Annotated in this window: 15 protein-coding genes, 1 other RNA gene and 6 pseudogenes; 6 read left to right on the top strand and 16 right to left on the bottom strand. The window is 38.7% G+C overall.

Features of this window, described 5'->3' with window-relative positions; genetic code table 11:
- The 3 genes and pseudogenes from P4S71_RS14720 to ssrA form a co-directional block, all read right to left on the bottom strand.
- On the bottom strand, window positions 1-924 hold the full coding sequence (locus P4S71_RS14720) for a restriction endonuclease (RefSeq protein WP_149605893.1): 924 nt from the start codon (window positions 922-924) through the stop codon (window positions 1-3).
- Between the two features lie 528 nt (window positions 925-1,452).
- Window positions 1,453-1,557 (bottom strand): annotated as a pseudogene (locus tag P4S71_RS14715) (site-specific integrase); the annotation flags it as partial.
- A gap of 180 nt (window positions 1,558-1,737) precedes the next feature.
- Window positions 1,738-2,094: a transfer-messenger RNA gene (ssrA, locus tag P4S71_RS14710) on the bottom strand.
- A gap of 555 nt (window positions 2,095-2,649) precedes the next feature.
- Between ssrA and P4S71_RS14705 the strand changes: the two genes are divergently transcribed.
- On the top strand, window positions 2,650-4,275 hold the full coding sequence (locus P4S71_RS14705; protein ID WP_337150899.1) for a DUF342 domain-containing protein: 1,626 nt from the start codon (window positions 2,650-2,652) through the stop codon (window positions 4,273-4,275).
- Here the strand turns inward: P4S71_RS14705 and rnt are convergent.
- A complete protein-coding gene (gene rnt, locus P4S71_RS14700; protein ID WP_008137071.1) occupies window positions 4,259-4,951 on the bottom strand; it encodes a ribonuclease T in 693 nt (230 codons plus the stop codon). The genes P4S71_RS14705 and rnt overlap by 17 nt on opposite strands.
- Window positions 4,952-5,158: 207 nt before the next feature.
- On the opposite strand from rnt, the pseudogene P4S71_RS14695 reads away from it, so the two are divergent.
- Window positions 5,159-6,036 (top strand): annotated as a pseudogene (locus P4S71_RS14695) (flagellar protein MotY).
- Between the two features lie 17 nt (window positions 6,037-6,053).
- Here P4S71_RS14695 and P4S71_RS14690 read toward each other — a convergent pair.
- Window positions 6,054-6,948: pseudogene (locus P4S71_RS14690) on the bottom strand (DMT family transporter).
- 215 nt (window positions 6,949-7,163) lie between these two features.
- Between P4S71_RS14690 and P4S71_RS14685 the strand changes: the two are divergent.
- Window positions 7,164-8,366 carry an aromatic amino acid transport family protein gene (locus P4S71_RS14685; protein WP_337150898.1) on the top strand — a complete coding sequence of 401 codons (1,203 nt, stop codon included), beginning with the start codon at window positions 7,164-7,166 and terminating at the stop codon, window positions 8,364-8,366.
- Window positions 8,367-8,446: 80 nt separating this feature from the next.
- On the opposite strand, the gene P4S71_RS14680 is transcribed toward P4S71_RS14685, so the two are convergent.
- The 4 genes from P4S71_RS14680 to P4S71_RS14665 all read right to left on the bottom strand — a co-directional run bounded on the left by P4S71_RS14680 (window position 8,447) and on the right by P4S71_RS14665 (window position 12,388).
- A complete protein-coding gene (locus tag P4S71_RS14680; RefSeq protein ID WP_033031018.1) occupies window positions 8,447-9,637 on the bottom strand; it encodes an amino acid aminotransferase in 1,191 nt (396 codons plus the stop codon).
- 80 nt (window positions 9,638-9,717) lie between these two features.
- Window positions 9,718-10,377 (bottom strand): GAF domain-containing protein, encoded by a 660-nt coding sequence (locus P4S71_RS14675; protein ID WP_008135709.1) that lies wholly within the window; start codon window positions 10,375-10,377, stop codon window positions 9,718-9,720.
- Window positions 10,378-10,433: 56 nt separating this feature from the next.
- Complete coding sequence (locus P4S71_RS14670; protein ID WP_096793480.1) at window positions 10,434-12,083, bottom strand: ATP-binding SpoIIE family protein phosphatase; 1,650 nt, start codon at window positions 12,081-12,083, stop codon at window positions 10,434-10,436.
- Window positions 12,083-12,388: an STAS domain-containing protein gene (locus P4S71_RS14665; protein WP_008135712.1), complete on the bottom strand. Its 306-nt coding sequence runs from the start codon at window positions 12,386-12,388 to the stop codon at window positions 12,083-12,085. Before P4S71_RS14665 ends, P4S71_RS14670 begins: the two co-directional genes overlap by 1 nt.
- 135 nt (window positions 12,389-12,523) lie before the next feature.
- Here P4S71_RS14665 and P4S71_RS14660 point away from each other — a divergent pair, with 135 nt between their 5' ends.
- Complete coding sequence (locus P4S71_RS14660; RefSeq protein ID WP_337150897.1) at window positions 12,524-12,853, top strand: stress response translation initiation inhibitor YciH; 330 nt, start codon at window positions 12,524-12,526, stop codon at window positions 12,851-12,853.
- A gap of 12 nt (window positions 12,854-12,865) precedes the next feature.
- Here the strand turns inward: P4S71_RS14660 and P4S71_RS14655 are convergent.
- Window positions 12,866-15,885: pseudogene (locus tag P4S71_RS14655) on the bottom strand (bifunctional diguanylate cyclase/phosphodiesterase).
- Window positions 15,886-16,245: 360 nt separating this feature from the next.
- On the opposite strand from P4S71_RS14655, the pseudogene P4S71_RS14650 reads away from it, so the two are divergent.
- Window positions 16,246-17,405, top strand: a pseudogene (locus P4S71_RS14650) (chorismate mutase).
- 136 nt (window positions 17,406-17,541) lie between these two features.
- On the opposite strand, the gene tyrA reads toward P4S71_RS14650, so the two are convergent.
- From tyrA to ffh, 6 genes are all read right to left on the bottom strand, one after another.
- Window positions 17,542-18,675 (bottom strand): bifunctional chorismate mutase/prephenate dehydrogenase, encoded by a 1,134-nt coding sequence (gene tyrA / locus P4S71_RS14645; protein WP_337150896.1) that lies wholly within the window; start codon window positions 18,673-18,675, stop codon window positions 17,542-17,544.
- Window positions 18,676-18,908: 233 nt separating this feature from the next.
- Window positions 18,909-19,268 (bottom strand): 50S ribosomal protein L19, encoded by a 360-nt coding sequence (rplS, locus tag P4S71_RS14640; RefSeq protein WP_007581406.1) that lies wholly within the window; start codon window positions 19,266-19,268, stop codon window positions 18,909-18,911.
- A gap of 33 nt (window positions 19,269-19,301) precedes the next feature.
- The gene (gene trmD / locus P4S71_RS14635; protein ID WP_008135721.1) at window positions 19,302-20,069 is read right to left on the bottom strand and encodes a tRNA (guanosine(37)-N1)-methyltransferase TrmD; all 768 of its coding nucleotides are present in this window, start codon (window positions 20,067-20,069) and stop codon (window positions 19,302-19,304) included.
- The gene (rimM, locus tag P4S71_RS14630) at window positions 20,069-20,605 is read right to left on the bottom strand and encodes a ribosome maturation factor RimM (RefSeq protein WP_008135722.1); all 537 of its coding nucleotides are present in this window, start codon (window positions 20,603-20,605) and stop codon (window positions 20,069-20,071) included. Before rimM ends, trmD begins: the two co-directional genes overlap by 1 nt.
- A gap of 17 nt (window positions 20,606-20,622) precedes the next feature.
- Entirely contained in the window at window positions 20,623-20,871 is a 249-nt protein-coding gene (gene rpsP, locus P4S71_RS14625; RefSeq protein WP_002962192.1) for a 30S ribosomal protein S16, read from the bottom strand.
- Window positions 20,872-21,130: 259 nt separating this feature from the next.
- The gene (gene ffh / locus P4S71_RS14620; protein WP_008135724.1) at window positions 21,131-22,510 is read right to left on the bottom strand and encodes a signal recognition particle protein; all 1,380 of its coding nucleotides are present in this window, start codon (window positions 22,508-22,510) and stop codon (window positions 21,131-21,133) included.
- Between the two features lie 249 nt (window positions 22,511-22,759).
- On the opposite strand from ffh, the pseudogene P4S71_RS14615 reads away from it, so the two are divergent.
- Window positions 22,760-23,565: pseudogene (locus P4S71_RS14615) on the top strand (cytochrome C assembly family protein).
- Window positions 23,566-23,607: the final 42 nt, after the last annotated feature.

The raw sequence follows: 23,607 nt of genomic DNA, 5'->3' as shown, positions 1-23,607 counted from the left end.
TTAATCTTCCATAAAGTAATCGCTATCGAGCGCTTTTACTTCAAATACATGTTTGGTGCTTACGCCTAAATTATGGGTAAGCATGAGTTCGGTTAGTTGTGCGCCATCCACCAGCACTATGCGTTTTTCTATCATGCCGACATATTCAAGGGCATCTTTACTAAAGCTGCTGGTGGTAATGAAAACGCCCTTTTTAGCACGGTGCATATCAAGCGCACCTGCAAAGGCTTGTATATCTGGGCGGCCAACTGTTTTATTGGTATAACGCTTGGCTTGCAAGTATATCATTTCAAGGCCAAGTTTATCTTCTTTGATTACACCATCAATACCACCATCTTGCGTGTATTGAGTGGCTTGGCCTGCATCTTTGCGTGATCCGCCGTAACCCATGGCGAGCATTAAATCGACCACTAGGTTTTCAAAAAATACGGGGGATGCTGCTAATATCGCTTTTAGTATTTCGTCACTTAGGTTGGTATTGAGCGTGTCTACTGCAGCTTCTATGAGCTCTTCAGGGGTTTTATCAGCGTTATTACTTACTATGCTGGTGGTGTTTACTTGTGTGGGCTCACTTGAATCTTTAGAGCGTGTTTTAAAATCGAGGAAAGCATCGAACTTACTTAAGTATTGGTTATTAATTGGCTCGCCCGACTCTATTGCAGCTAGCCCTTTTTGTGTGATTTTACAAAAGGCTCTTTTGGGTTGCTCTATTAAACCTGCTTGCACTAAGTAGGTTTTAGCCCAACCCAAACGGTGATAGGCATAGGTTTGCTTACCGCTCGGTATGCGGAGCTTTAGTTGATCGGCACTAAGCCCAAGTTTACGGTAAACATCGGCATCAATATCACGCAGTTTAACGGTCTTACCATTTGCTAAACATGCTAGCAACGGGGTCATAAAAGATTGGTAATCAGGGAGTGACACAAGTATTCCTTTACAGCCTAAGAGTGGGGCTAATCCATTAATGTATATAAGGATACTATATAAAGTTATGCTATTTATCAAAGCAAACTCTGGTTTAACTTTTACATGGTAGTTAAATGATAAAATTGAGCACCAAAGGTGATCGAATATAAGAGCGATCACTCTTTAAAATTAAACTCGAACGATTTTAAATAAACTTAATTCACTGTTAATAAAGGAAATAATATTTTTTATTTGATTATTTGGTAGCTTGTTCGGTTACTTCCTGTTTTTTATTTTACCGCCTCTAGCCATTTAACTACCCTCTCTATATGCAAGTATACTTGAAGAGTCGTTTTTTACTGATTACAAGACACGCCAGTAATGAGCTAATGTCTTTCGAAGAGCAGAGCTTCCTTTTTGAAGAATGCTGGTTAGTAAGTAAAAAAGACTAAGCGCTACTTTACATTGATTTAATTTTTGAATTAAATCGAACCCTCATTCAATGAGTTTCTTAACTCACTTTTATACTTTTGGTCCAAGCTTACTAGCATAACCAAGTATTTGTTGTAACAGTAAAATATTCCCTCCGTTCATCATAAAATGACTCGCGAAAGTATACCTTAAAGCATGGCTACATTGCCCCTCTGGCAAGTTAATATTGGTTTTACTTACTGCGCTGTACAACGCTGAAATAGCAGCTAAGGCTTAGTTATTACAAACGTTGAACAATCATTAATAATTAAATTATAAGCATAAAAAAACCCGCAAATTTGGATTAACAAATTTGCGGGTTTCTTATGGTTTTCGAATAACGAGTTCAAAAACCTTTATTGGTGGAGCTGGGGGGATTTGAACCCCCGTCCGAAAAGCCTCAACCGTCGGTACTACATGTTTAGTATCGTCATTTAATTAACCTTTAAATCTCGGACGAACACGATAGATAAAGGCGAGGCCGCTTAGTTTTAACGCTTCAACCCCGGCCAGGGTTTTCGTCGCGATCAGGTGTTAGGGTGACACTCCAAAATCCAGTCCACAAGAATACATGGAAGGAGCGCTAGCTAGCCTAAGCTGCTAGAGAGTAGTTATCGTCGTTTGCGATTACTTTAGGTTGCGGCTGTTTAACGAGGCAAACCGCACCTCGACATGCACCTTGGGCGTCTTGAATTCCGTCGAATCCTAATCAGCCCCTGAATCAGTAAACTCATTCAGAGCGTGCGAGCAGTATAACTGAGTAAGGCGCTGATACTCAAGAACTAACTCGCTTTTATTTTATCTGTTAGGACTCGCTGACCTTTTAGGTTGAAATTTGTTCTATATAGAGGTGATTTAATTGCGGCGTGAGGTTTGTAGCCTAGCAGTAGGTAGTAGGCTAAGTAAAAATCGAGCAACAATGAGTGAATAGCCCTTGGAACGAACCCAAAGGGCAGCGTGTGTTTGGCATTTATGCTACGTTATCGCCTATCTATGGGGAACAACCGCACAGCATAGGCTTTGCCTTGCATAAAAACCAAATACACTTCGGCAAATTTAACTTCAAAAAATAAGCAGGCCCTCATACTAACTGCCTATTAAACAATCATATTTTTATAAATAGCTGCATAGTTAAACAACATTTACTTAACACGAGACTCTAGTTGTGCTCCAATAGAGTGCTGGCTTTTTTGATCGGATTAAAAATGCACCTTAAAGCAATAAAAAATATAACAATTATAATAACAGGCACATTAAGTAGGGAATAAATAAATGTCGGTTTTTTCATTTAATGAAGAAACGGGGTACTTATCTTTAATAGCACACCCTGTTGATAGTGGTTTTCCAATAACTGCAACGCAGTTAATTGAACTGCTAGAACAATCTGACTACTGTGATTTTGACGTTATTTCGGCCAACATTGGTAAACTTTTTTCTCAAAGCAAAGATTATAAAGAAGAGTCGTTAATTATTGCTCAGGCTGTAAATGCAACTGTTGTTATTAATATCGATGAAAAAGGCATGGTAGCAGAAGCAACCATTACCACTACAAAAGGTGGTTTATTATTATCGATGGAAGGTGCGCAAAAAGCACTGGCTGATGCCGGTGTTAAAAAAGGAATAAGCCCTCGCGCGCTTGATTCCTTTTTAGGTCAACAGTTTGAACAACCAGCTGGAAGCTCTTACAGTGCAATAATTGCTCACGGACGTAACCCTAAAGATGGCAAAGATGCTAGATTTGTCCGTTTATGCTCAACAGCCCAAGATCGTGTGCTTAGCCCTCAAGCAACTCAAGGCGGTAAGGTTGATATGAAAAACCTTGGCGCAATCATCACGGTAAAACCAGGTACACCTCTTATGCAGCGCATACCCGCCACTCGCGGTGAAGATGGCTACACTATATTTGGTGAAATTATTCCTGCAACACCAGGAAAAGAGCACCAATTACAACCTTTCGAAGGGACTAAAATAGACCCCAACAACCCAGATATACTTATTGCAGATTGTAAAGGTGTACCCGTTGCTTTGCCTCGCGGTATGCGTGTAGATGATGTTTTATGCTTTGATAACATTGATGTAAGTACTGGCCATGTCGATTTTGATGGTAGCGTAATAATCAGTGGTGATATAAAAGATGGTATGCATGTTAAAGCAAACGGCGATATTACCGTTATAGGGTTTGTAGAATCAGGTATTGTTGAGAGCAAAAGTGCTGTAACAATTATGCAGGGGGTTATTGGTCGAAAACGCGAAAACAATGAAGCATTTACATGTCATATTACAGCTTTGCGTACTATTTCAATTGGCTACGCTCAATATTGTAATATAAAAACAGAACAAGATTTATTTATTGAACGCCAAGCACTGCATTGTGATATGAGTGCAAGGCGGTTAATACGCGTTGGTAAAGCAGATAAACCTCGCGGTAAAATTATTGGTGGCAATATTTTAGACGCTATGCGTATTGAAACCGGCGAACTCGGTGCACCAGCGGGAACAAAAACTCGTGTGCTTTTAGCACAAAACTGGTTTGAACTTCGTGACAAGCAGATCCAGATTGCTGATTTTGAAAAAGTGCTTGCAACTAAAGTAACTGCTTTAAAACAAGCTCGTAAAAAAGCGGGACAAGTTGCAGAGCCCACTCAGCGTCAGCAGTTATTGAATAAAATAACCGAAAATGAACAACATATAAAAGCACGTACAGAGCATGTTAATCGTCAAAAATTGTTGATTAAGCGAAAAATCACGCAATTGCTTTCAAGTTGCCGCTTAAAAGTGAATGAGTTAATGCACCCAGGGGTAGAGCTTAAAATAGCAAAAGATTCAAAACAGTTTTCGCGTATTTATCCACCCCATTTATTAAAACTAAATGAAGGAAAAATTACTCAGTCATTTTAGTTTCTGTGCCATCTTGTGTATCCACTTCGGCGTCACTATCATCTAGTGGCGCTAACGGCCAACCACCTAGTTGCTGCCAACGGTTTACAATTAAACAATACAGCTCAGCGGTACGCTCGGTATCATAAAGTGCTGAATGTGCTTGGCTGTTATCAAATTCAATACCGGCAGCGCGGCATGCTTTAGCCAATACAGTTTGCCCTAACGCAAGTCCTGCAAGAGTGGTTGTATCAAAACTTACAAAGGGATGAAATGGTGTTCGTTTTATATTATTACGCTCTATAGCTGCATTTAAAAAGCCATGATCAAACGCTGCGTTGTGCGCCACAATAACAGAGCGTTGACACCCTGCTGCTTTTTGAGCTTTGCGTACCACTTTGCAAACTTCTTTAATAACGTCTTCTTCTGGCACTGCGCCGCGTAATGGCGAAAAGGGATCGATACCATTAAACTCAATTGCAGCTTGCTCTATGTTTGCGCCTTCAAATGGCTCTACATGAAAGTGTACGGTATGATCTATGCTGAGCAATCCTTCGTCATCCATTTTTAAAACTGAAACGGCAATTTCTAGTAAAGCGTCTGTATTTTTATTGAAGCCCGCTGTTTCAACATCAATTACAACCGGAAAAAAGCCACGAAAGCGTTTTGCGAAAAGTGTTTGCTCAGTATTTGCCATAGTATTCTTGGTTTATAGGTATAAGCCCACTATTATGTCAAAAGTGAGTACCTTTCGGCTAGTGCATTGCTAGATTAATTGCGCCTTAAATTGTAGGCATGTAATTTGCTTTAAAGTTTAAGCTAGCTAGGTGTTATTGACCTTGAAATATAATTACTCTGTATTTTGCCAAATTATTGGCATGAAAGATGTGTTGGAGCATGCCCCATGAAGTTTAAGTTGCTATTAATTAGCCTGAGTATCACCAGCGCACTATGCCATAGTAGTGCCTATGCTGCTATGCGCCAATATACAGCTAATCAAGATAACTCTAACTGGGAAGTGGTTAAAACAACAAGGCTACAATGCCAATTAAATCATGAAGTTCCTTACTATGGAGAGGCTATTTTTAAAGCTTCAGCAAGTAAAAACAAAAATCTCAGCTTTCATTTAGATATGGTTGTCAGGCCTGAAAATTATGACATAGCGGGTTTAAAAGCAGTCCCCCTACTTGGCGTGCGGGCTTACCTACGCGCGATATTGCCAATATGAAGCTACTCAAAAAGTTTGACGGTGAGCTAGACAATAAAACATCATGGGAAATGCTAACCGAACTTGAAAAGGGCTTTTACCCTACCTTTTACTATCAAGACTGGCAAAACAGTGCCGATAAAATTGCCGTTGGTATTTCAAGTGTTAATTTTAAACAGGCGTATTGGGCATTTTTACAGTGTCGAGATGAATTACTCCCTTATAGCTTTGAAGATATTTCATTTACCATTATGAATTATCAATCAAATAGCAGTAAGTTAACTAAATCTTCGCAGCAGCGTTTAGATAAGATTGCCGAGTATTTAAAAAACGATCCGAGTATTGAATCCATTAGCATTGATTCGTATACCGATAGCTATGGTGGACGTTGGAATAACCTTGACCTTTCACGCAAACGTGCAAAATCAATTAAAGATTACATGGTTAGTTTAGGTGTTGATGAAGCCAAGGTGCAAACAACTGGTTTAGGTGAAAAACGCTTTGTGGATACAAACGAAAATATTTTAGGGCGTAATAAAAACCGTCGTTTAGTTATCCAAATAGCTAAAATGTGATCACACTGAGGGCGCTTTTAGTCTTGGGTTTTTAATTTGGTCGATTTCAAAAATTTGTCTCCAAATTGAAAAAACCTAAACTAATCAAAATAATAACAGCACCTATCAGCAACTCTCGACTAAGCATTTCATTATTTAGCCATGCACCTAACCCTAAAGCAAAACTAGGGGTAATTAAGGTAGTAAGTGCTACTGTACTTGCATTTAAGTTTTGTAAAACATGAAAGTAGGCAAGCGCACCGATCAGTGATCCAAACACGCCTAAATACCCAATAGCCCAAAGTGATTTTGCGCTCCAATTTGCAGTATTTAACTCTCCATCGAGTAACCACCACGCTATAAAAAATAGTGGCGTTACAAACACTAAAGCACCAAAGGTGGTCGCCATTGGGTGAATTGCTATTTGTACTCGCTTTATCATTACCCCACTTAAGCTAAAAAACACACAGCCATAAACACATAAAGTAGGCCTATACCTTGGGTTTGTGAGTGCTGCACTTGATTGTAACTAACAAAATATAAACCGATTAATGCACATGCCAGTGCCATTAACTTAATTGGGCTAAATTTGGGTTCGTTTAGTAGTTGCTGAGCGAGTAATCCCGACAAAATCGGCGCTAGACCAAACATGAGTGAGATAATTCCTGAGGGAACCGTTTTGGCAGCCATATAGCTAAGTAACATGCCACCAAAAATACCAATGCTCGAATAAAAATAAAGTAAGCACGCATTTTTACTCCAAGGTACTCTAATATTCGTAATAGCAACTATTAAGCCGCCTATAAACAATCCCACAAGCATACGCATGAGGACTGCAAGTGTTGGCGATACGCTTTCGCTGCTCCACACTATCCCTAGCGGCGTTGTAGACCATATGAGAACCATTAAAAAATACGAAGCTTTAACAGGCACGTGCCATCCCTATGCTTTTTATAAATGAATATATTAAAGAATAAATTATACGCTCACTACTGTGTTTTAGTACTTTTTAAACACTAAACGCCTTAATAAATACAGCTGTAAATTGTAAGTTACATTTTAATTGCAGCGTTTTATTATAAAACTATTTGAGTTTTAGGTAACTAGTTATATCGTGCATGTATATTAATAATAATTAAGGTAATTAAGTGCTTAAAAATAAAACAATAGGGAGCATGTTAATTGTTGCAGGAACCACTATTGGTGCCGGAATGCTAGCATTACCGATTGCTTCTGCCGGTCTTGGTTTTAATACCGCATTAGTGCTAATAGTCGCGAGCTGGATGTTAATGACTTACACAGCGTTGCTTATGCTAGAGCTTCATCAGTACGCACCACGTGATGCTACTTTAAATACTTTAGCTAAACTTTGGCTTGGAAAACGCGGGCAGTATGTGGCTAATTTTTCGATGATTTTCTTATTTTATGCACTTTGTGCCGCTTATATTGCAGGTGGCGGAGCACAGCTCCAAGAGCGTATAAATATAGGTTTAAGTGTGAATATAGCTCCACAACTTGGTTCAATTGTATTGGCGGTCATAATTGCGAGTGTAGTAACACTAGGCACCAGTAAAGTAGATAAATTAAACAGGGTGTTATTTACAATAAAAATCATTGTACTTGCTAGCTTGTTCTATATGTTAACGCCCTACGTTCAAGGTAAGCACTTATTAGAGATGCCAGTAGAGCAAGGCTTAATATTGTCAGCGATCCCCGTTATATTTACCTCATTTGGCTTTCATGGCTCTATTCCTTCTATTGTTAAATACGTAGGCCTTGAAATAAAAGTACTGCGCAAAGTAATGATCACGGGTGCTGCTCTGCCTTTAGTGATTTATATTTTTTGGCAATTACTGAGCCAAGGTATTATGAGCCAAGCTGATTTACTCAACAGCCAAGGCCTTAATGGGTTTGTATCTAACGTGGCAGGTATTGCGCATAACCCAAGCGTAACGACCGCCGTTAAGTTATTTGCTGATTTAGCCCTTGCAACATCATTTTTAGGGGTGAGTTTAGGTTTATTCGACTTTTTTGCCGATGCATTTAAAAAAGGTGACAATAAATCAGACCGAGTTAAAACAGCCTTAATTACGTTTATGCCGCCACTTGGCTTTGCATTATTCTATCCACAAGGCTTTATTATGGCTTTAGGTTACGCTGCAATTGCACTTGTCGTACTTGCAATATTTTTGCCTGTAGCAATGGTTTATAAACAGCGTACAACATCAAATAAAACAGGCTACAAAGTCAAAAGTGGGAATGTTGGGCTTGGCATAGCAGCGATATGTGGCATAACGATTATTGCTGCGCAGTTTATGCAAATGGCGGGGCTTATTCCTGCTATCGGTTAAAGGTTACTGCTTTTTGTTTAAATTTAGATAATAAAAAACCGCACATCATTATGATGTGCGGTTTTTTATATTAACTGCGTTTATTTACAAACGTCAGCTACAGCATTTGAAAAGTATTCAATATTTGAATGACTAATACCTGCAACATTTACGCGGCTTGAGCCAACAATGTAAATACCGTATTCTTTTTGTAGGCGAGCAATTTGCTCTTTATTAATACCTAAGAAAGAAAACATACCGTTTTGACGTTCAATAAATGAGAAGTCTTGCGCAATATCTTTAGTTGCTAAGCTTTCTTTAATTAAGCTACGTAAACCGTTTATGCGGCTACGCATTTCATCAAGCTCAGAGTGCCATAATTGTGTAAGCTCTGTACTGCTTAAAATAGTATTAACAATATCAGCACCATGCGCTGGCGGCATTGAGTAAATACTACGCACAACGCTTAGCATTACAGAGTTGGAAATATCTGCTGTTGCGCTGTCTTTTGCAATTAGTGAACATGCACCAATACGCTCGCGGTATAAGCCAAAGTTTTTAGAACATGAAGAACAAATAATTAGCTCTTCTACTGCATCAGCTAAAATACGTAAGCCACGTGCATCTTCTTCAAGTGAAGCACCAAAGCCTTGGTATGCAATATCAACAAGTGGTGTAAAGCCAACTTCTTTTGCAAGTTCAGCAACTGTGTTCCACTGTGTTTCGTTTAAGTCCATACCGCTTGGGTTATGACAACATGCATGCACTAAAACCACATCACCTTTAGGCACTTGTTTAAGTGTGTTGATCATTTCATCAAACAGTAAGTCTTTGTTTTCGTAATCGTAATACGGGTATTCTTTTACTGTTAAGCCTGCCGCTTCAAACAAGCTAATATGGTTAGCCCATGTTGGATTAGTTACCCAAACAGTCGCGTTAGTATTACAACGCTTAATAAATTCAGCTGCAACGCGAAGTGCACCTGTACCACCAGGAGCTTGCGCGGTACGCACGCGATTTGCTAGCAATGCTTGATGTTCGCCTAGTAGTAACTGCTCCATCTTTTGGCAGTAATCTAAGTTACCCGCTAAACCAATGTAAGATTTGCTCATTTCGTTTTCAAGACGAAACGCTTCAGCTTTTTTAACCGCTTTGAGTACCGGTGTATTGCCTTGCTCATCTTTGTAGACACCTACCCCTAAATCAATTTTATTAGGGTTTGTATCTTGTTTATAGGCCGCCATAAGGCCAAGAATAGGATCTGTTGGTAATGGTTTTAATACTGAGAACATTGGCTATCTCTTATCGTTATTTAGGGGTTAGCTGTTAGCCTAAGCTTAACATAAAAGCACGTCACATTGACTAGTGTTATTTACACTAGAAAGTGAGGAATTTTAATACAACACGCAATTAAAACGGCAAGTGTCTTGTCATCAAAAAAGTCATTTTTAAAGGCTTCTGCATCTATAATACCAACGCATTCATTTTGCGCGTTAAATAGAGGTAAGCAGGTTTCTGATTTAACTTTAGGATCGCATGTGTAGTATTCACCACCTTGTGATAAATACGCCTCGACGTTATTGATAATACGACCATGGTGAGATAACGCTACCTGTACATTGTTGCTACCAGCAGCAAAAGCTTCTGTTAATGGAAACAACGGACGACTTGGCACCCCATGATAAGCCAATTTGAGCAATTGCTTACCTTCACTGGTATTGGTTGATTGATAAATACCATACCAGTCGACACCTGTTTGCTGCTCAATATAGCTTACAATACTTTGTAGACTAGCTAGCTTAAACTGTGTTTGCTCATCACTTTTAAGGTAGTCAGTTAATTTGAATGGCTCATCTTGTAGGTAACCAAATAAACTACACGCACCGCCCTCGCCAAGCTCAGGTATTTGATACTCCCAACGCACATCAGGCAAAATTGTGTTTGTAAGATGCAACTCAAGCTTTTCAAGCTCTGTTGAAATCAAAGTAGGATTTGCACTTAGTTGTGCTTGTTTTAGGTAAGAAGAAATCATTTAGCCATCCATACATCTAGAGTTTTCAGAATAATAGCATGGATATTTTTACAGAGCTAGCTCAACTTGTAACACATTTCTACCTGATTCCCACTGGCATTGTAAGTTACTTTCTCGGCTATTTCTTTAAGTAATGACAAACCTCGACCAAATTCACTATTCGTAGCAGAAAGTTCACTTTCACCACGATTAAAACCTCGACCCGAGTCGCAAATAATAAAATATAAACTTAATGTATCTGGGCAATAACGCATATCTATAATAATCATCGCATCTGACAACGCTGCGAGGGCTTTTTCTCTCATCTCATAGTATTTAAAAAAACCATCTTCTTGTAGTTTAATGCTTGAGTCTAAACCCAATACGCCATGGTCAAGCGAATTATTATAAGCTTCAGAAAGTAATAAAAATATATTTGAACGATGATCTTTTAATCCGCCTACCCCGCTTAAAATATTAACTAAATCGTATACGGGATCGGTTTGCTTTATTTGCTTAGCATTTAAACTTAGCGACAAATTAAATGCTAACGTTGAAAACGTCTCTCTAACCTGCTCTTGCGAAGCAAGAGGCAAACAATTAAGTAAAACAATACTGACATCATCTTGTTGCTCGCTCCCATCCGCAAACTCACTCACATATCCAACTATGTTTTCACAGCTAACCATGGGTTTACTTTTTAACGTTTCTAAAAAGCGTTCTTCACCAAAAAAAACATCATTTTTATTAGTTGTTTCTATAATCCCATCTGTTGCAAATGCTAAACGAGTTTCATGATCTGTTTCAAAATGAATAACTTCGTGCTCAAACTCATCTTCATCTAAAATACCTAATGCCATATGTTGAGATTCAAGGACTTGCTTAACATCACCATTTTGATCAATTAAATACGCATCTGGTAATCCGCCTAACCATGCCGATATGCTTTTCCCAGAAGAACTAAGCTCTATAATTGTTGCCGCACAAAACATATGACCAGGTAGTAAGTTATAAAGTAACGTATTAATTTCAGAGGCGACGTCGTTCACAGCCATACCTTTACTTACCATTCTATAAAAGGCACGCGAGGCAGGTAATGCACCAATAGCAGCAGCTAAACCATGCCCCGTAAAATCGCCAAGCATACAGTAAAGGTTACCAATGGGACTTTGTGCAACTAAAAACATGTCTCCATTAAACATAGATGCAGGTGATAGGTTGAAATCGAGGTGGTCTTTAAATTTATCTTGATTTTCGAGTGAGTTATTAAAAATATGTTCAATAATCTCATGCTCTCTTTCGTTTTGGTTGTGATGATATTGAAGAAGTTCTTTTTGTTGATTGGCTTTTTTACTCAATTGGCGAGTGCGGCTGTGCGCTTTAATTTTTGCATGCAAAATAACTTTTTCAAAAGGCTTTTGAATAAAGTCATCTCCGCCAACTTCTAAACAGCGCTCAAAACTACCTTGATCATCCAAAGAAGTAATAAAAATAATCGGTAAGTAAACTTCATCAAAGCGTTGTTTTATTTTTTGAGCTGCTTCAAAGCCATCCATTACAGGCATTATTACATCAAGTAAAATAATATCTATATCTTGTGTTTCAAGCACTTTTAATGCTTCAAGACCGTTATACGCCATCGATATTTTGTAGCCGTCCTCCTCAAGCATCTTACTTAATAAGATTCGGTTAAGCGCCTGATCATCAACAATAAGCACATGGATCATCAGCAAATATCAAACTTTTTATCAAAACGTGAAATTTGTAATATTTTTCGTAACTGTGGCTGACAATTACTTATCTCAATTGTACCTACTTGGCTTTCTATTGTTTTTTTCATGTTAAGTAACATGCCTAATGCCGAGCTATCCATGTACTCTGTTTCTCTTAAATCAACAATTACTTTTACTATATTTTCATTTATTTGAGCGTAAGCTTGTCGAAAAGATTGCACTAAATTAAAGTCAAACTTACCCTTAATTTGTATTGTTAAGGTCGTTCCATCCGCTGATGTGCTCTTAGTTAAGTTCATATATGGGTTCCAATAATATTTCCTTTAAACTAAATATAACCTGTTAAAACTAATTAGCAAAAAGAAAAACACACTAGCGCAAATTTGTTATCATTTGAGCCATTGTTTAATTCATTTTATCTATGTAGGTTAGGTATGAGTGATAATCACTTAGTATATTCGACGGATTCTGGGCGCATTAGTCAGCCTAAACCAGAAAAAGAAAGTACCGGAAAAATTTTTAAAGATGGTTTTTTGCGTATTGAACGTCAAACAAAAGGACGTAAAGGCAAAGGAGTTATGCTGGTTGTTGGAATAGATGCAAAAGATCATGATTTAAAAAAGCTGGCCAAAACAATTAAAAGCAAAATGGGCCAAGGTGGGGCAGTTAAAGGTGGCACTATTGAAGTTCAAGGTGATGATCGAGACAAGCTAAAAGCGATTCTCGAAGGCTTAAAATTTAAAGTGAAAATTGCGGGTGGCTAAACCCGCATTTTACTACTCACTTTGTAACGCTTCAAAGTCAGGTATATCCTTTAGCCTATCAAACAATTTTGGTAACTCAGCCTCAGTAATTGGTGGGCTAAAATAATACCCTTGTACTATAAAACAATTATTATTTTGCAAAAATTGTATTTGTTCTATCGTCTCGACACCTTCAGCAACCACATTAAGTTTTAACTTTTGCGCCATTGCAATAATTGCAGCCGTGATTTCCATATCATTGCTATCCTCTGGAATGTCTTTTACGAATGAACGATCAATTTTTAATATGTCGACCGGGAATCGTTTTAAATAACTTAAAGACGAGTAACCTGTACCAAAATCATCTATAGAAATCGAAACACCTAATGCCTTAAGCTCATGCAACTGCGTTATTGCTGCTTCGACATTTCCCATTAGCATGCTTTCGGTTAATTCTAAATGCAGATGCTTAGCAGACACCCCTGATTTAATAATCATTTTACTAAGCATTGGTACTAAGCTAGCATCTTTAAATTGACGAGCAGATAAGTTAATCGAAATATTATTACTTCGGCCTTTCTCTTGTAATCTAACTGCAAAATCGCATGCTTCTTGAAGTACCCAAGCACCCAACTCAACAATTAAACCTGTTGCCTCGGCAATTGGTATAAACTTGGTAGGAGGAATAAGCCCCTCTGTTGGGTGAAACCACCTAAGCAAAGCTTCATAGCCAACAACATGCTGACTTCGGCTATCGACTTGTGGTTGATAGTAAACAGCGAATTGTTTTTCTTTCAAGGCTTGTCGTAGTTCGTTTTCTATAAATAATCGCTCATTTGCCGCAGAGTCCAATTCTTGGCTATAAAAGTGAAATGTATTACGCCCTTTTGCTTTGGCTTCATACATGGCCAAGTCGGCATGTTTTAACAACTGATCTTCTTCAAGGCTGTCGTAAGGGGCCATTGTAATACCTATACTGGCACTAATAATGACTTCATTACTGCCAAGTTTTATAGGCACATTTAACGTTTTTTGAATCGTATTAGCAACATCGGTAGCATGCTCTTGATGCTCAATACCACTGAGTAAAACCGCAAACTCATCTCCGCCTAATCGAGCAATGGTATCTTCTGCTCTTAAACGTTTTTTTAGCCTATTTGCCACCTCTATTAACAACTGATCCCCAGCATCGTGCCCTAGTGTGTCGTTAATACGTTTAAACTCATCTAAATCGAAGTAAAATAGTGCAAAGGCATAATGCCCTCTTTCTGCAAGTGCCATCGATTTGCGTAACTGCATTCTAAAAAACGTTCTATTTGCTAAGCCAGTCAATGTGTCAAAATAAGCTAACTGCTCCATTTTACGCTGACTTTCTTTTACAAATGAAATATCTTGCGCAGACGCAACATAACTTGTTATTTTTCCGCCGTCCTCGCGAATTGGAGAAACACTCAGCGAAACCCAAATGGGTTGTTTATCTAAAGCTTGAATAAGTGTATCACCACGCCAATAGTTACGACTTCTCAGATCAATGTCTATGTCTTCAACCAAAATGGCCATTTCGGTGGCAATAATATTTAACAACGGCGCTCTACTAAAGTGGCTTTCTTGATACCCTGTCATCTCAAGCATTTTAGGGTTTACATATTCTATAAAGAAGTTTTCATCGGTGATTACAACACCAGTCCCAGAAAATGCAACCGCTTTGGATAAACGATTAGCTGCTTTTTCTGCTATTTCTTTTTCTGTAATACGCATATTGAGGCCATCAATGAGTTTGCGTATTTCTACTGCCATATCTCTAAATGAGCCGTTCAATGTGCCAATTTCATCTTTATTTTCTTCAGGGAATTCAGTTGTTAACTTCCCTTGGCCAAAGTTTGTCACTGCATAAACTAAAGTATGAAGGCGACGAAGAACAAGCTGATAAAGTGCTTGATGTAACAATAAAGCAACTAAAATCGCATATAGAATGAATAACCCAAAAACTTAAGCTTCAGTTCTTGAAGAGCTGAGAGCGTCGATGAACGTTTTTTATAGACACCAATGTACCAATTTAAACCTTCTACTTTACGGATATTAATAATATACGCTTCACCATTTTGCTTAAATGAATTCGCGTATTCAGGTAACTTCCTTTTAGTAGCATCACTAATAATCGACTGTAGATCTTGGTTAACAAAGTCGTAGGTTTTAAGTACTTTACCTTTACTCCCGTAACTGGCTAATAAGCTCGAACTTACTTCTGGGTGCGCTAACAGCTGCCCTTTGCTATCAAATACTAATAAATGTTTTTCTTTGTCGCCCACAGGCAACTGAAATATAAGCGTATCAAGCGCAATATCATTGCCTGTTACACCTAAAAACTCATTATCGACATAAATCGGAACTAATAAACTAATAACCCATTTATGCCAAACTTTATCGTAGTAAACATTTGACCACGTTGGTTCACGGCTTGGGTTAGTTTTTCCTTGAACATAATTAAATGTAGGCCCTTTAGTGAACTTAAATCCGGCGGGTGCATTTAGTGCCCAATTAGGAGGGGATATCCGTATAAAGTTATCTTTAGTAATTAAATAAAAATTAAAAAAATCATTAATAATTGTTGGAGAGATAATTCGCCATAATGATTCTGAGTCGTTAATTAATTGCTTATAAAAAGGTGAGTAACTCTCTTGCGGTAAATAAGCTGCTGATAAACCATCTGCAGACGCACTTCGGATTGTACCATCACTGTTAAACTGTAACTGAGACCTGTTTTTAAGATCAATTGAAACTTGTGTAGAGAACAGCTGCTCTGCAACAACTTTATTGGCCTGCTCTGCGGTATTAACTTTGCTTTTAATCAATCCATCAAATTGCTTAACAAGTAACTCTGTTGAACCTTTAAGTACTTCGTGCTCTTCAAAAACAAGTTGCTTTTCTTCTGACTTGAGCATTAAGGCAGCCGCACACACGCCCGCAATTAAACAAATTGCAGATATTAGCAATGATAATTTTACACTTAGTGAGTTAACACCAAAACGCGATGGAGGGCGTCGATACACCACAGGTCAACCTTATTAGTAATTGTTATTATTTTTAACCAGTAGCCGAAATATACCAGATCCGCTTCGTAATTATAAATTTTTTATAGTTTATCTCTAAAAAATAGAATGATAAATATTAAATTTATAGTTAAGTCATTATTTCGCATAACTGTCTGTTGACATTAATGGTAACTCTCCATACATTGTAATTATGAATATTATTTGTTCTCACACTACCTTTTCGTTTTTTAGCTTCTTTATATAAAAGAGGCTGACCTGTTTGTGAGATAAAATCAATCGAATAGTAAAGCCTCCCAATCGGGAGGCTTTTTTATTTCTGCTGCATAATAACAGCTTGTTTTTTGGAATGAGGAAACCAAAATGACCAATGATGTATTAAATACATTAAGACACGACATAAATGAAATAGATTCAGATTTACTTGTGTTGCTCGCCAAGCGCCGCCGCATTAGCCATGGTGTGGTTGAATACAAAATTGCTAATAATAAACCAATTCGCGATGAAGCACGTGAACTCGCACTTTTAGAGAAACTGATTGGTTATGGTAAATCACTAGGTTTAGATGCTTATTACGTAAATAATGTTTTTCAAACTATTTTGGAAGATTCTGTTTTACACCAACAAGCTATGCTACAAAAAACCTTAATCCAGACGCCCTTAGTGAAACACATCGTGTAACTTACTTAGGTGGTCAGGGTTCTTATAGCCAGCTAGCATGTCATAAATACTTTAGCCGCCGTCCTGGTAAATTAGTTGAAATTGGTTGTACATCGTTTGACGAAATAACAGGTAAAGTAGAAAACGGCCAAGCTGATTTTGGTTTATTACCTATTGAAAATACCAGTTCGGGTAGTATTAATGAGGTGTTTGATTTACTCCAACACGCACAAGTATCTATTGTTGGTGAAGTAACACACAGCGTTGAACATTGTTTATTAGCGACACCTAATACAGAACTAGGCCAATTAACAAAAATATTCGCCCATCCTCAACCATTTGCGCAGTGCAGTCGTTTTTTACAGGGCTTAGGTGAGTTACAACACGAAACCTGTGACTCAACGTCAAGCGCGCTGCAGTCGGCACTAAATACGCCAATGAGTGCTGCAATTGGTTCAGCGCAAGCAGGGAAAAACGTAGGATTAGAAGTTATTAAAACAAATCTTGCTAATCAAAGTGAAAACCATAGCCGCTTTATTGTTGTTGCTCGCAAACCACTGCAAGTTTCGAATCAAATTCCAACTAAGACCAGTTTGATCATGTCTACAAAACAACAAGCGGGGTCGCTTGCTGACGCGTTAATGATTTTTAAACAGCATAAGATTAATTTAGTTAAACTGGAGTCTCGCCCAATGCCTGGTAACCCATGGGAAGAGGTTTTTTATGTCGATTTAGAAGCAAATTTAGCGGATAGCCAAGTAAAAGAAGCGCTAGAAGAACTTAAAGAGCACACCCAATATGTACGTATTTTAGGATGCTACCAAAGCGAGTCATTGCAGGCAGTAAGCGTGAATACTCAATAAGCAATTTTATAAATCAAAAAGGGCCGATATAGGCCCTTTTAGTTAACCAGTGCTAATTTGTATAATACCAACCCGCAATAATACTTAATCAATTTGAGGGATTCCCCCCATATCTAAGCAAACGGTATAACAAATATTAATCTAGCACTTTTGAATCATTCGCTTTATTTAATAAGCTTCTGCTTTGCGTTAAAAAGTGTTCTGTCGAGTCAGAAAAGTAAACTTTAGCCTGCTCAAAAGAATCAATAAGTCCTGCTTTATCTCCCGCCTTTAATTTTGCTAATGTGTTAGCAAAGGTATCTTGATACTGCGCGAGTAAAGTCTCTACATCATCAAACTGCGCTAACATAATATCAGAGTAAAGCTCAGGTGATTGAGCAAATAAACGCCCTACCATCATTAATTCAAGTTGATAAATAGGTGATGAACAACTACGTAGTTCCTCAAGTGTATGGCTTTGTTTTGCTAAAAACTGTCCGTAGACAAAGGTTGTTAAATGACGCATTACTTGAATAATTTGCATTGCTTCATCGTGTTTTTTTGCGTCAAGCTCAACAAGCTGACAACCCCAAACCTGTAATTGCTCTAATAATCCTTTTGCGGCTTGGTGATCTCGCCCTTCACATACAACGACTGTTTGTTTTACCCAGTGTGATATGTCGGGGCCAAACATAGGATGCAAGCCAACTACAGGGCCACTGTGCGCGGCTTTTAGTGCTTTAATAGGCGATTTCTTTACCGATGTAATATCAACAAGTAAGCAATCATCATCTAGTTTAGGTAACTTAGCTACTACAGCGCCCAATGCGTTAATTGGCACACTGATCATTACTAGCTTGGCACCCTTTAAAATATCTTGCGCTTCGTTTTGCTGATCTTTATCTAAAATTTTAACGTTGTAACCTGAGCGAATAAACTGCTGAGCAAATAACTGACCCATGGCACCTTGGCCGCCCACAATAACAATAGGTGAAAGCTCTGGCGCAGCACATGCAAGTTTTGCTTGTTGGTTTTGATAGGCTTCTCGCATCATGCGTCTTAGTATATCTTCAACAAGATCTGGGCTTACACTTTGATTGATCGCTTCTTGTCGTCTTGCTGCTAATAGCTCTGCTTCACGTTCAGGTGCATGTAAAGGCGCGCCTGTTTGTTGTTTTATCTCACCAATCTTTTGCGTAATACCGTTACGTTTAGCAAGTAAGGCAACAAGTTGTGCGTCGCATTCATCTATACCCTCTCTTAGCTGTGCTAAATCACTTATGTCAGCCACGTTCATCCCACCTTAAAAACAAATAACGTAAATATAAATTTACATAAAAGTAAACTAATCAATACGATAAATACTAACAGGATCAGGTAACTGAGAAAAGGCTAAAGCGGAAATTTTACTAATGAAGAATTGAGAATTGAGAATTGAGAATTGAGAAAATAATATTCTAAAACCAAAACGGGTTGCAACCCGAAGGATGCAACCCGTTTTTTTGCGTTGATAAACAGCGCGTATTAGTTAAGTTTTTCTCTAATACGTGCAGATTTACCAGAACGCTCACGTAGATAGTAAAGCTTAGCACGGCGAACTGCACCGCGACGCTTAACTGTTACGCTATCAATAAGAGGGCTGTGCGTTTGGAATACACGCTCAACGCCTTCACCGTTCGAGATTTTACGAACTGTGAATGCTGAGTGAAGACCACGATTACGCTTAGCGATTACAACACCTTCAAAGGCCTGTAGACGCTCTTTAGCACCTTCTTTTACTTTTACCTGTACAACCACTGTATCACCAGGGCCAAATGCAGGTACGTCTGTTTTAAGCTGCTCATCTTCAAGCGCTTTAATAATATTTTGGTTTACTTTTGCCATTATGTTTCTCACTTTCCTAGGTGTAACTGTCTTCTAGCCACAAGCTTTTTGGTACTCTTGCTGAAATTTCGCGAGTAATACCGCTTGCTCCTCAGTCAGAGCTAGGTTATGCAACAAGTCAGGACGTCGTAACCAAGTTCTGCCTAATGACTGCATAAGCCGCCATTTTGCTATCTCTTGGTGGTTACCACTGAGTAATACAGCAGGAACCTGTTTGTCGTCCAATGTTTCTGGTCGTGTATAGTGTGGACAATCTAACAAGCCATCCGAAAATGAATCTTGTTCCGCTGACTGGTTATGACCTAACACACCCGGCACTAATCGCGCTACTGCGTCAATTAATGTCATGGCAGGTAGTTCACCTCCACTCAAAATAAAATCACCAATCGACCATTCTTCGTCAACATATGATTCTATTATTCTCTCATCTATACCTTCATAGCGACCGGCAATCAAAATCAGTTTTTTAGCGTTAGCGAGTTCGCTAGCGCCTTGCTGATCAAGTTTGCGCCCTTGCGGGGACATATAAATTACTTTAGCACCATCACCAGCAGCTTTTTTAGCTTCGGCAATCGCTTTTTTTAATGGTTCAACCATCATTAACATACCCGGTCCGCCCCCGTAAGGACGGTCATCTACGGTTCTATGCTTATCTAAAGCGTAGTCTCGCGGATTCCAGCAGTTAAAATCAATTAAGCCATTTTTTACTGCGCGACCGGTAACACCTTGGTCTGTAATAGCGTCAAACATGTCTGGAAAAAGGCTTATCACCCCTACCCATAATGAACTAGTTTGCGTCATTAAAACCCAGGATCCCAATCTACGGTAATTTCTCTTGCGTCGTATTTAACTTCTTTAATAACTGAATCAGTTAAAAAAGGAATCAAACGCTCAGCTTGACCAAATGCATCTTTACTATTTGCTTTCACAACTAGTACGTCATTTGATCCTGTCTCCATCAGGTCATCAACAATGCCTAAGCTATAACCTTTATCAGTTACAACCGACATGCCAATGAGATCTCGCCAATAGAACTCACCTTGCGGGAGTTCAGGTAATTGCGCTGAATCCATCGAAATTTCTGCATGGGTATAAGCCATTGCTTCGTCTCGATCGTTTATTTGCGCAAATTTAGCGATAAAGCCTTTGTTGTGGCGACGCCAGTCGACCACTTCTAAGGACTGCCATTTACCTTGCTGCCCTATCAACCACGGGCTGAAATCGAAGATCCCTATGGGATCATCAGTAAATGAATGTACCTTAAGCCAGCCCTTTATACCATATGGGGCACCGAGCTTTCCTACGACAATTATTGATGAGGTGTTCTCTTGACTCATGGTTACACTTACGCCTATTAAGCCGCTTTACGAGCGTCTTTTACTAACTTAGCTACGCGATCTGAAAGAGATGCGCCCTGACCTACCCAGTGTTCAACACGTGGTAAATCTAAACGAATTTTTTCTTCTTGACCTGAAGCAATTGGGTTAAAAAAGCCTACTTTCTCGATGAAGCGACCGTCACGCGAGAAACGGCTATCCGCAACCACAATTTGATAGAAAGGGCGTTTTTTAGCGCCACCACGTTGCAAACGAATAGTTACCATACCGTCCTCTATAAAGATTGACTGTTTTCATTAATAAGATTTACTCCCCAGAATGGGGAGCTGGGGAATTGTACGAGTTTTTGGCAATAACGCAAGTAAGAAGTGCAGCAAAAAGGCAGTTTAGTAGGTTAAACCGTGATCTCAACTGAAAATTAGAGCTTATGAGGTATCACGCGCATAATTTATTCAATAAAAAAGGAGCTATTTGCTCCTTTTTTGTCGTTTATTTATTCTTTCAAAAATAGTTAAAGGCTAATATTTAAAATTTAGGGCCGCCGCCGCCCATCATTCCGGGAGGTAACATGCCTTTCATACCGCGCATCATTTTGGTCATGCCGCCTTTGCCTTTCATTTTTTTCATCATTTTTTGCATTTGCGTAAATTGCTTAAGCAACTTATTAATTTCTTGTACCTGTGTACCTGAGCCAGCTGCAATACGTTTTTTACGCGAACCTTTAATAATTTCTGGGCGTGCACGCTCTTTTTTAGTCATCGAGCTAATAATAGCTTCCATTTGGATAAATGTTTTATCACCCATTTGACCTTTAACTGCATCTGGTAAGTTAGACATACCAGGGAGCTTATCGAGCATCGACATCATGCCCCCCATATTTTTCATTTGCTTTAGTTGATCCGCAAAATCATCAAGGGTAAAGCCTGCGCCTTTAAATACTTTTTCAGCAACTCTGGCAGCTTGCTCTTTATCTACTTTCATCTCGACTTCTTCGATTAATGAAAGTACATCACCCATGCCTAAAATACGTGACGCTATACGGTCAGGATGAAAAGGTTCAAGTGCGTCAGTGCGCTCACCAACACCCATAAACTTAATAGGCTTACCTGTGATATGACGAATAGATAAAGCCGCACCACCACGTGCATCACCATCAGTCTTTGTTAATATAACACCGGTAAGTGGTAATGCCTCGTCAAATGCTTTAGCTGTATTTGCCGCATCTTGACCTGTCATTGCATCAACAACAAATAATGTTTCAATTGGGTTGATTGCTTTATGAAGGTCTTTAATTTCGTCCATCATGTCACTATCGACATGTAAACGCCCTGCGGTATCAACAAGTACTACATCGATGAATTTCTTTTTTGCATGAGAAATAGCTGCTGTTGCAATATCTACAGGTTTTTGCGAGATATCACTTGGGAAAAAATCAACATCAACTTCAGCAGCAAGCGTTTCTAACTGCTTAATTGCCGCAGGACGGTATACGTCGGCACTCACTACTAGTACAGATTTTTTCTTACGCTCTTTTAAAAATTTTGCAAGCTTTGCGACACTGGTTGTTTTACCTGCACCTTGAAGACCAGCCATCATTACAACCGCAGGCGGTTGCGCGTTTAAGCTTAGCTCTTCGTTTGCTTCACCCATCGCTTTTTCAAGCTCTTCGCGTACTATTTTTACAAATACTTGGCCTGGGCTTAAGCTTTTTGTAACTTCAACACCGACTGCACGTTCCTTTACTTGCTTTACAAAGTCACGAACAACTGGCAACGCCACATCGGCTTCTAAAAAAGCCATACGCACTTCACGAAGAGTGTCTTTAATGTTGTCTTCAGTTAGGCGGCCACGACCACTGATATTTTTTAAGGTTTTACCTAATCGTTCTTGGAGGTTCTCAAACATGTATCGGTTCCGATAAGACGTTATATCAATCTAATTACACAGCTTTTTTATTTAGCCATCCAATTAAGGATATTGATATTATTAAATTTGAATTAAAAACAGTATACCGTAAATGGTGCCGGACAATACAGTGTTCAAGTGCCGCTAGTTGAGTTTCTTTTTTAAGGTCTATCCATTTGCTTTGCTATAAAATACAATGCCAATATAACAACAAGGATTTTTTGACTCAAATTAAGTGGCCCAAGCACAATGCTGATTATTAGTTTAACTATTATTGCCAGTTTATTTTATGTGTTAGCAACGTCTCACGTGCTATCACGACTGTTTCATCAACAAGGCCCTAGCCAGAAAGTAACTGTAATATTAAGTACGGTTGCTATATTGGCGCACATGCTGCTGTTAGTGAATTCAGTGTTTCGATCCGATGGTCAAGATTTAAGTATCGTTAATGTCTCTTTACTCACCTGTTGGGTTATCGTTGTATCTGTCACAGCCGTGTCATTAAAGTTTCCGGCGACCCTATTACTTCCGGTTGTTTACGGTTTCGCAGCACTTCTAACTATCGCTAGTTTATTTATACCGCACCATCTTTTGCTACAAAGTATAAATGTTGAAATAGGTTTAGTGACACATATCTCTATTTCTTTACTCGCATACTGTATTTTGATTATTGCTACCCTATATGGCGTACAGTTTTACTTTATCGATAAGCGATTAAAACGAAAAGATTTAGCAATTGTACACAGTCATTTACCCCTCTGATGGTTGTTGAGCGCCAGCTCTACCAACTTTTAAACTTAGGGACAATCCTTCTTACTTTTGCATTGCTGTCAGGGTTTTTATTTCTTGATGGGATGTTTGCTAAAGAGTTTATCCATAAAACGATACTGTCGTTAATCGCGTGGGTAATTTTTGCTGTTGTTGCATTAGGTCATATGAAAAAAGGTTGGCGAGGAAAACCGGTCGTTATTACAATTATGATTGCTGCATTTATCCTCACACTTGCTTATTTTGGCAGCCGTTTCATACAAGAAGTGATACTAAATAAGTTTTAACTTGACTCTGCTTGCTCACTCTAGCTTAATACGCATTGATTT

It is taken from the genome of Pseudoalteromonas sp. B62, assembly GCF_037162565.1.
In the GTDB taxonomy this organism is placed as follows: Bacteria; Pseudomonadota; Gammaproteobacteria; order Enterobacterales; family Alteromonadaceae; genus Pseudoalteromonas; species Pseudoalteromonas fuliginea.
The sequence above is the reverse complement of the archived record's forward strand: the minus strand, read 5'-3'. Positions and strand labels throughout refer to the sequence as shown.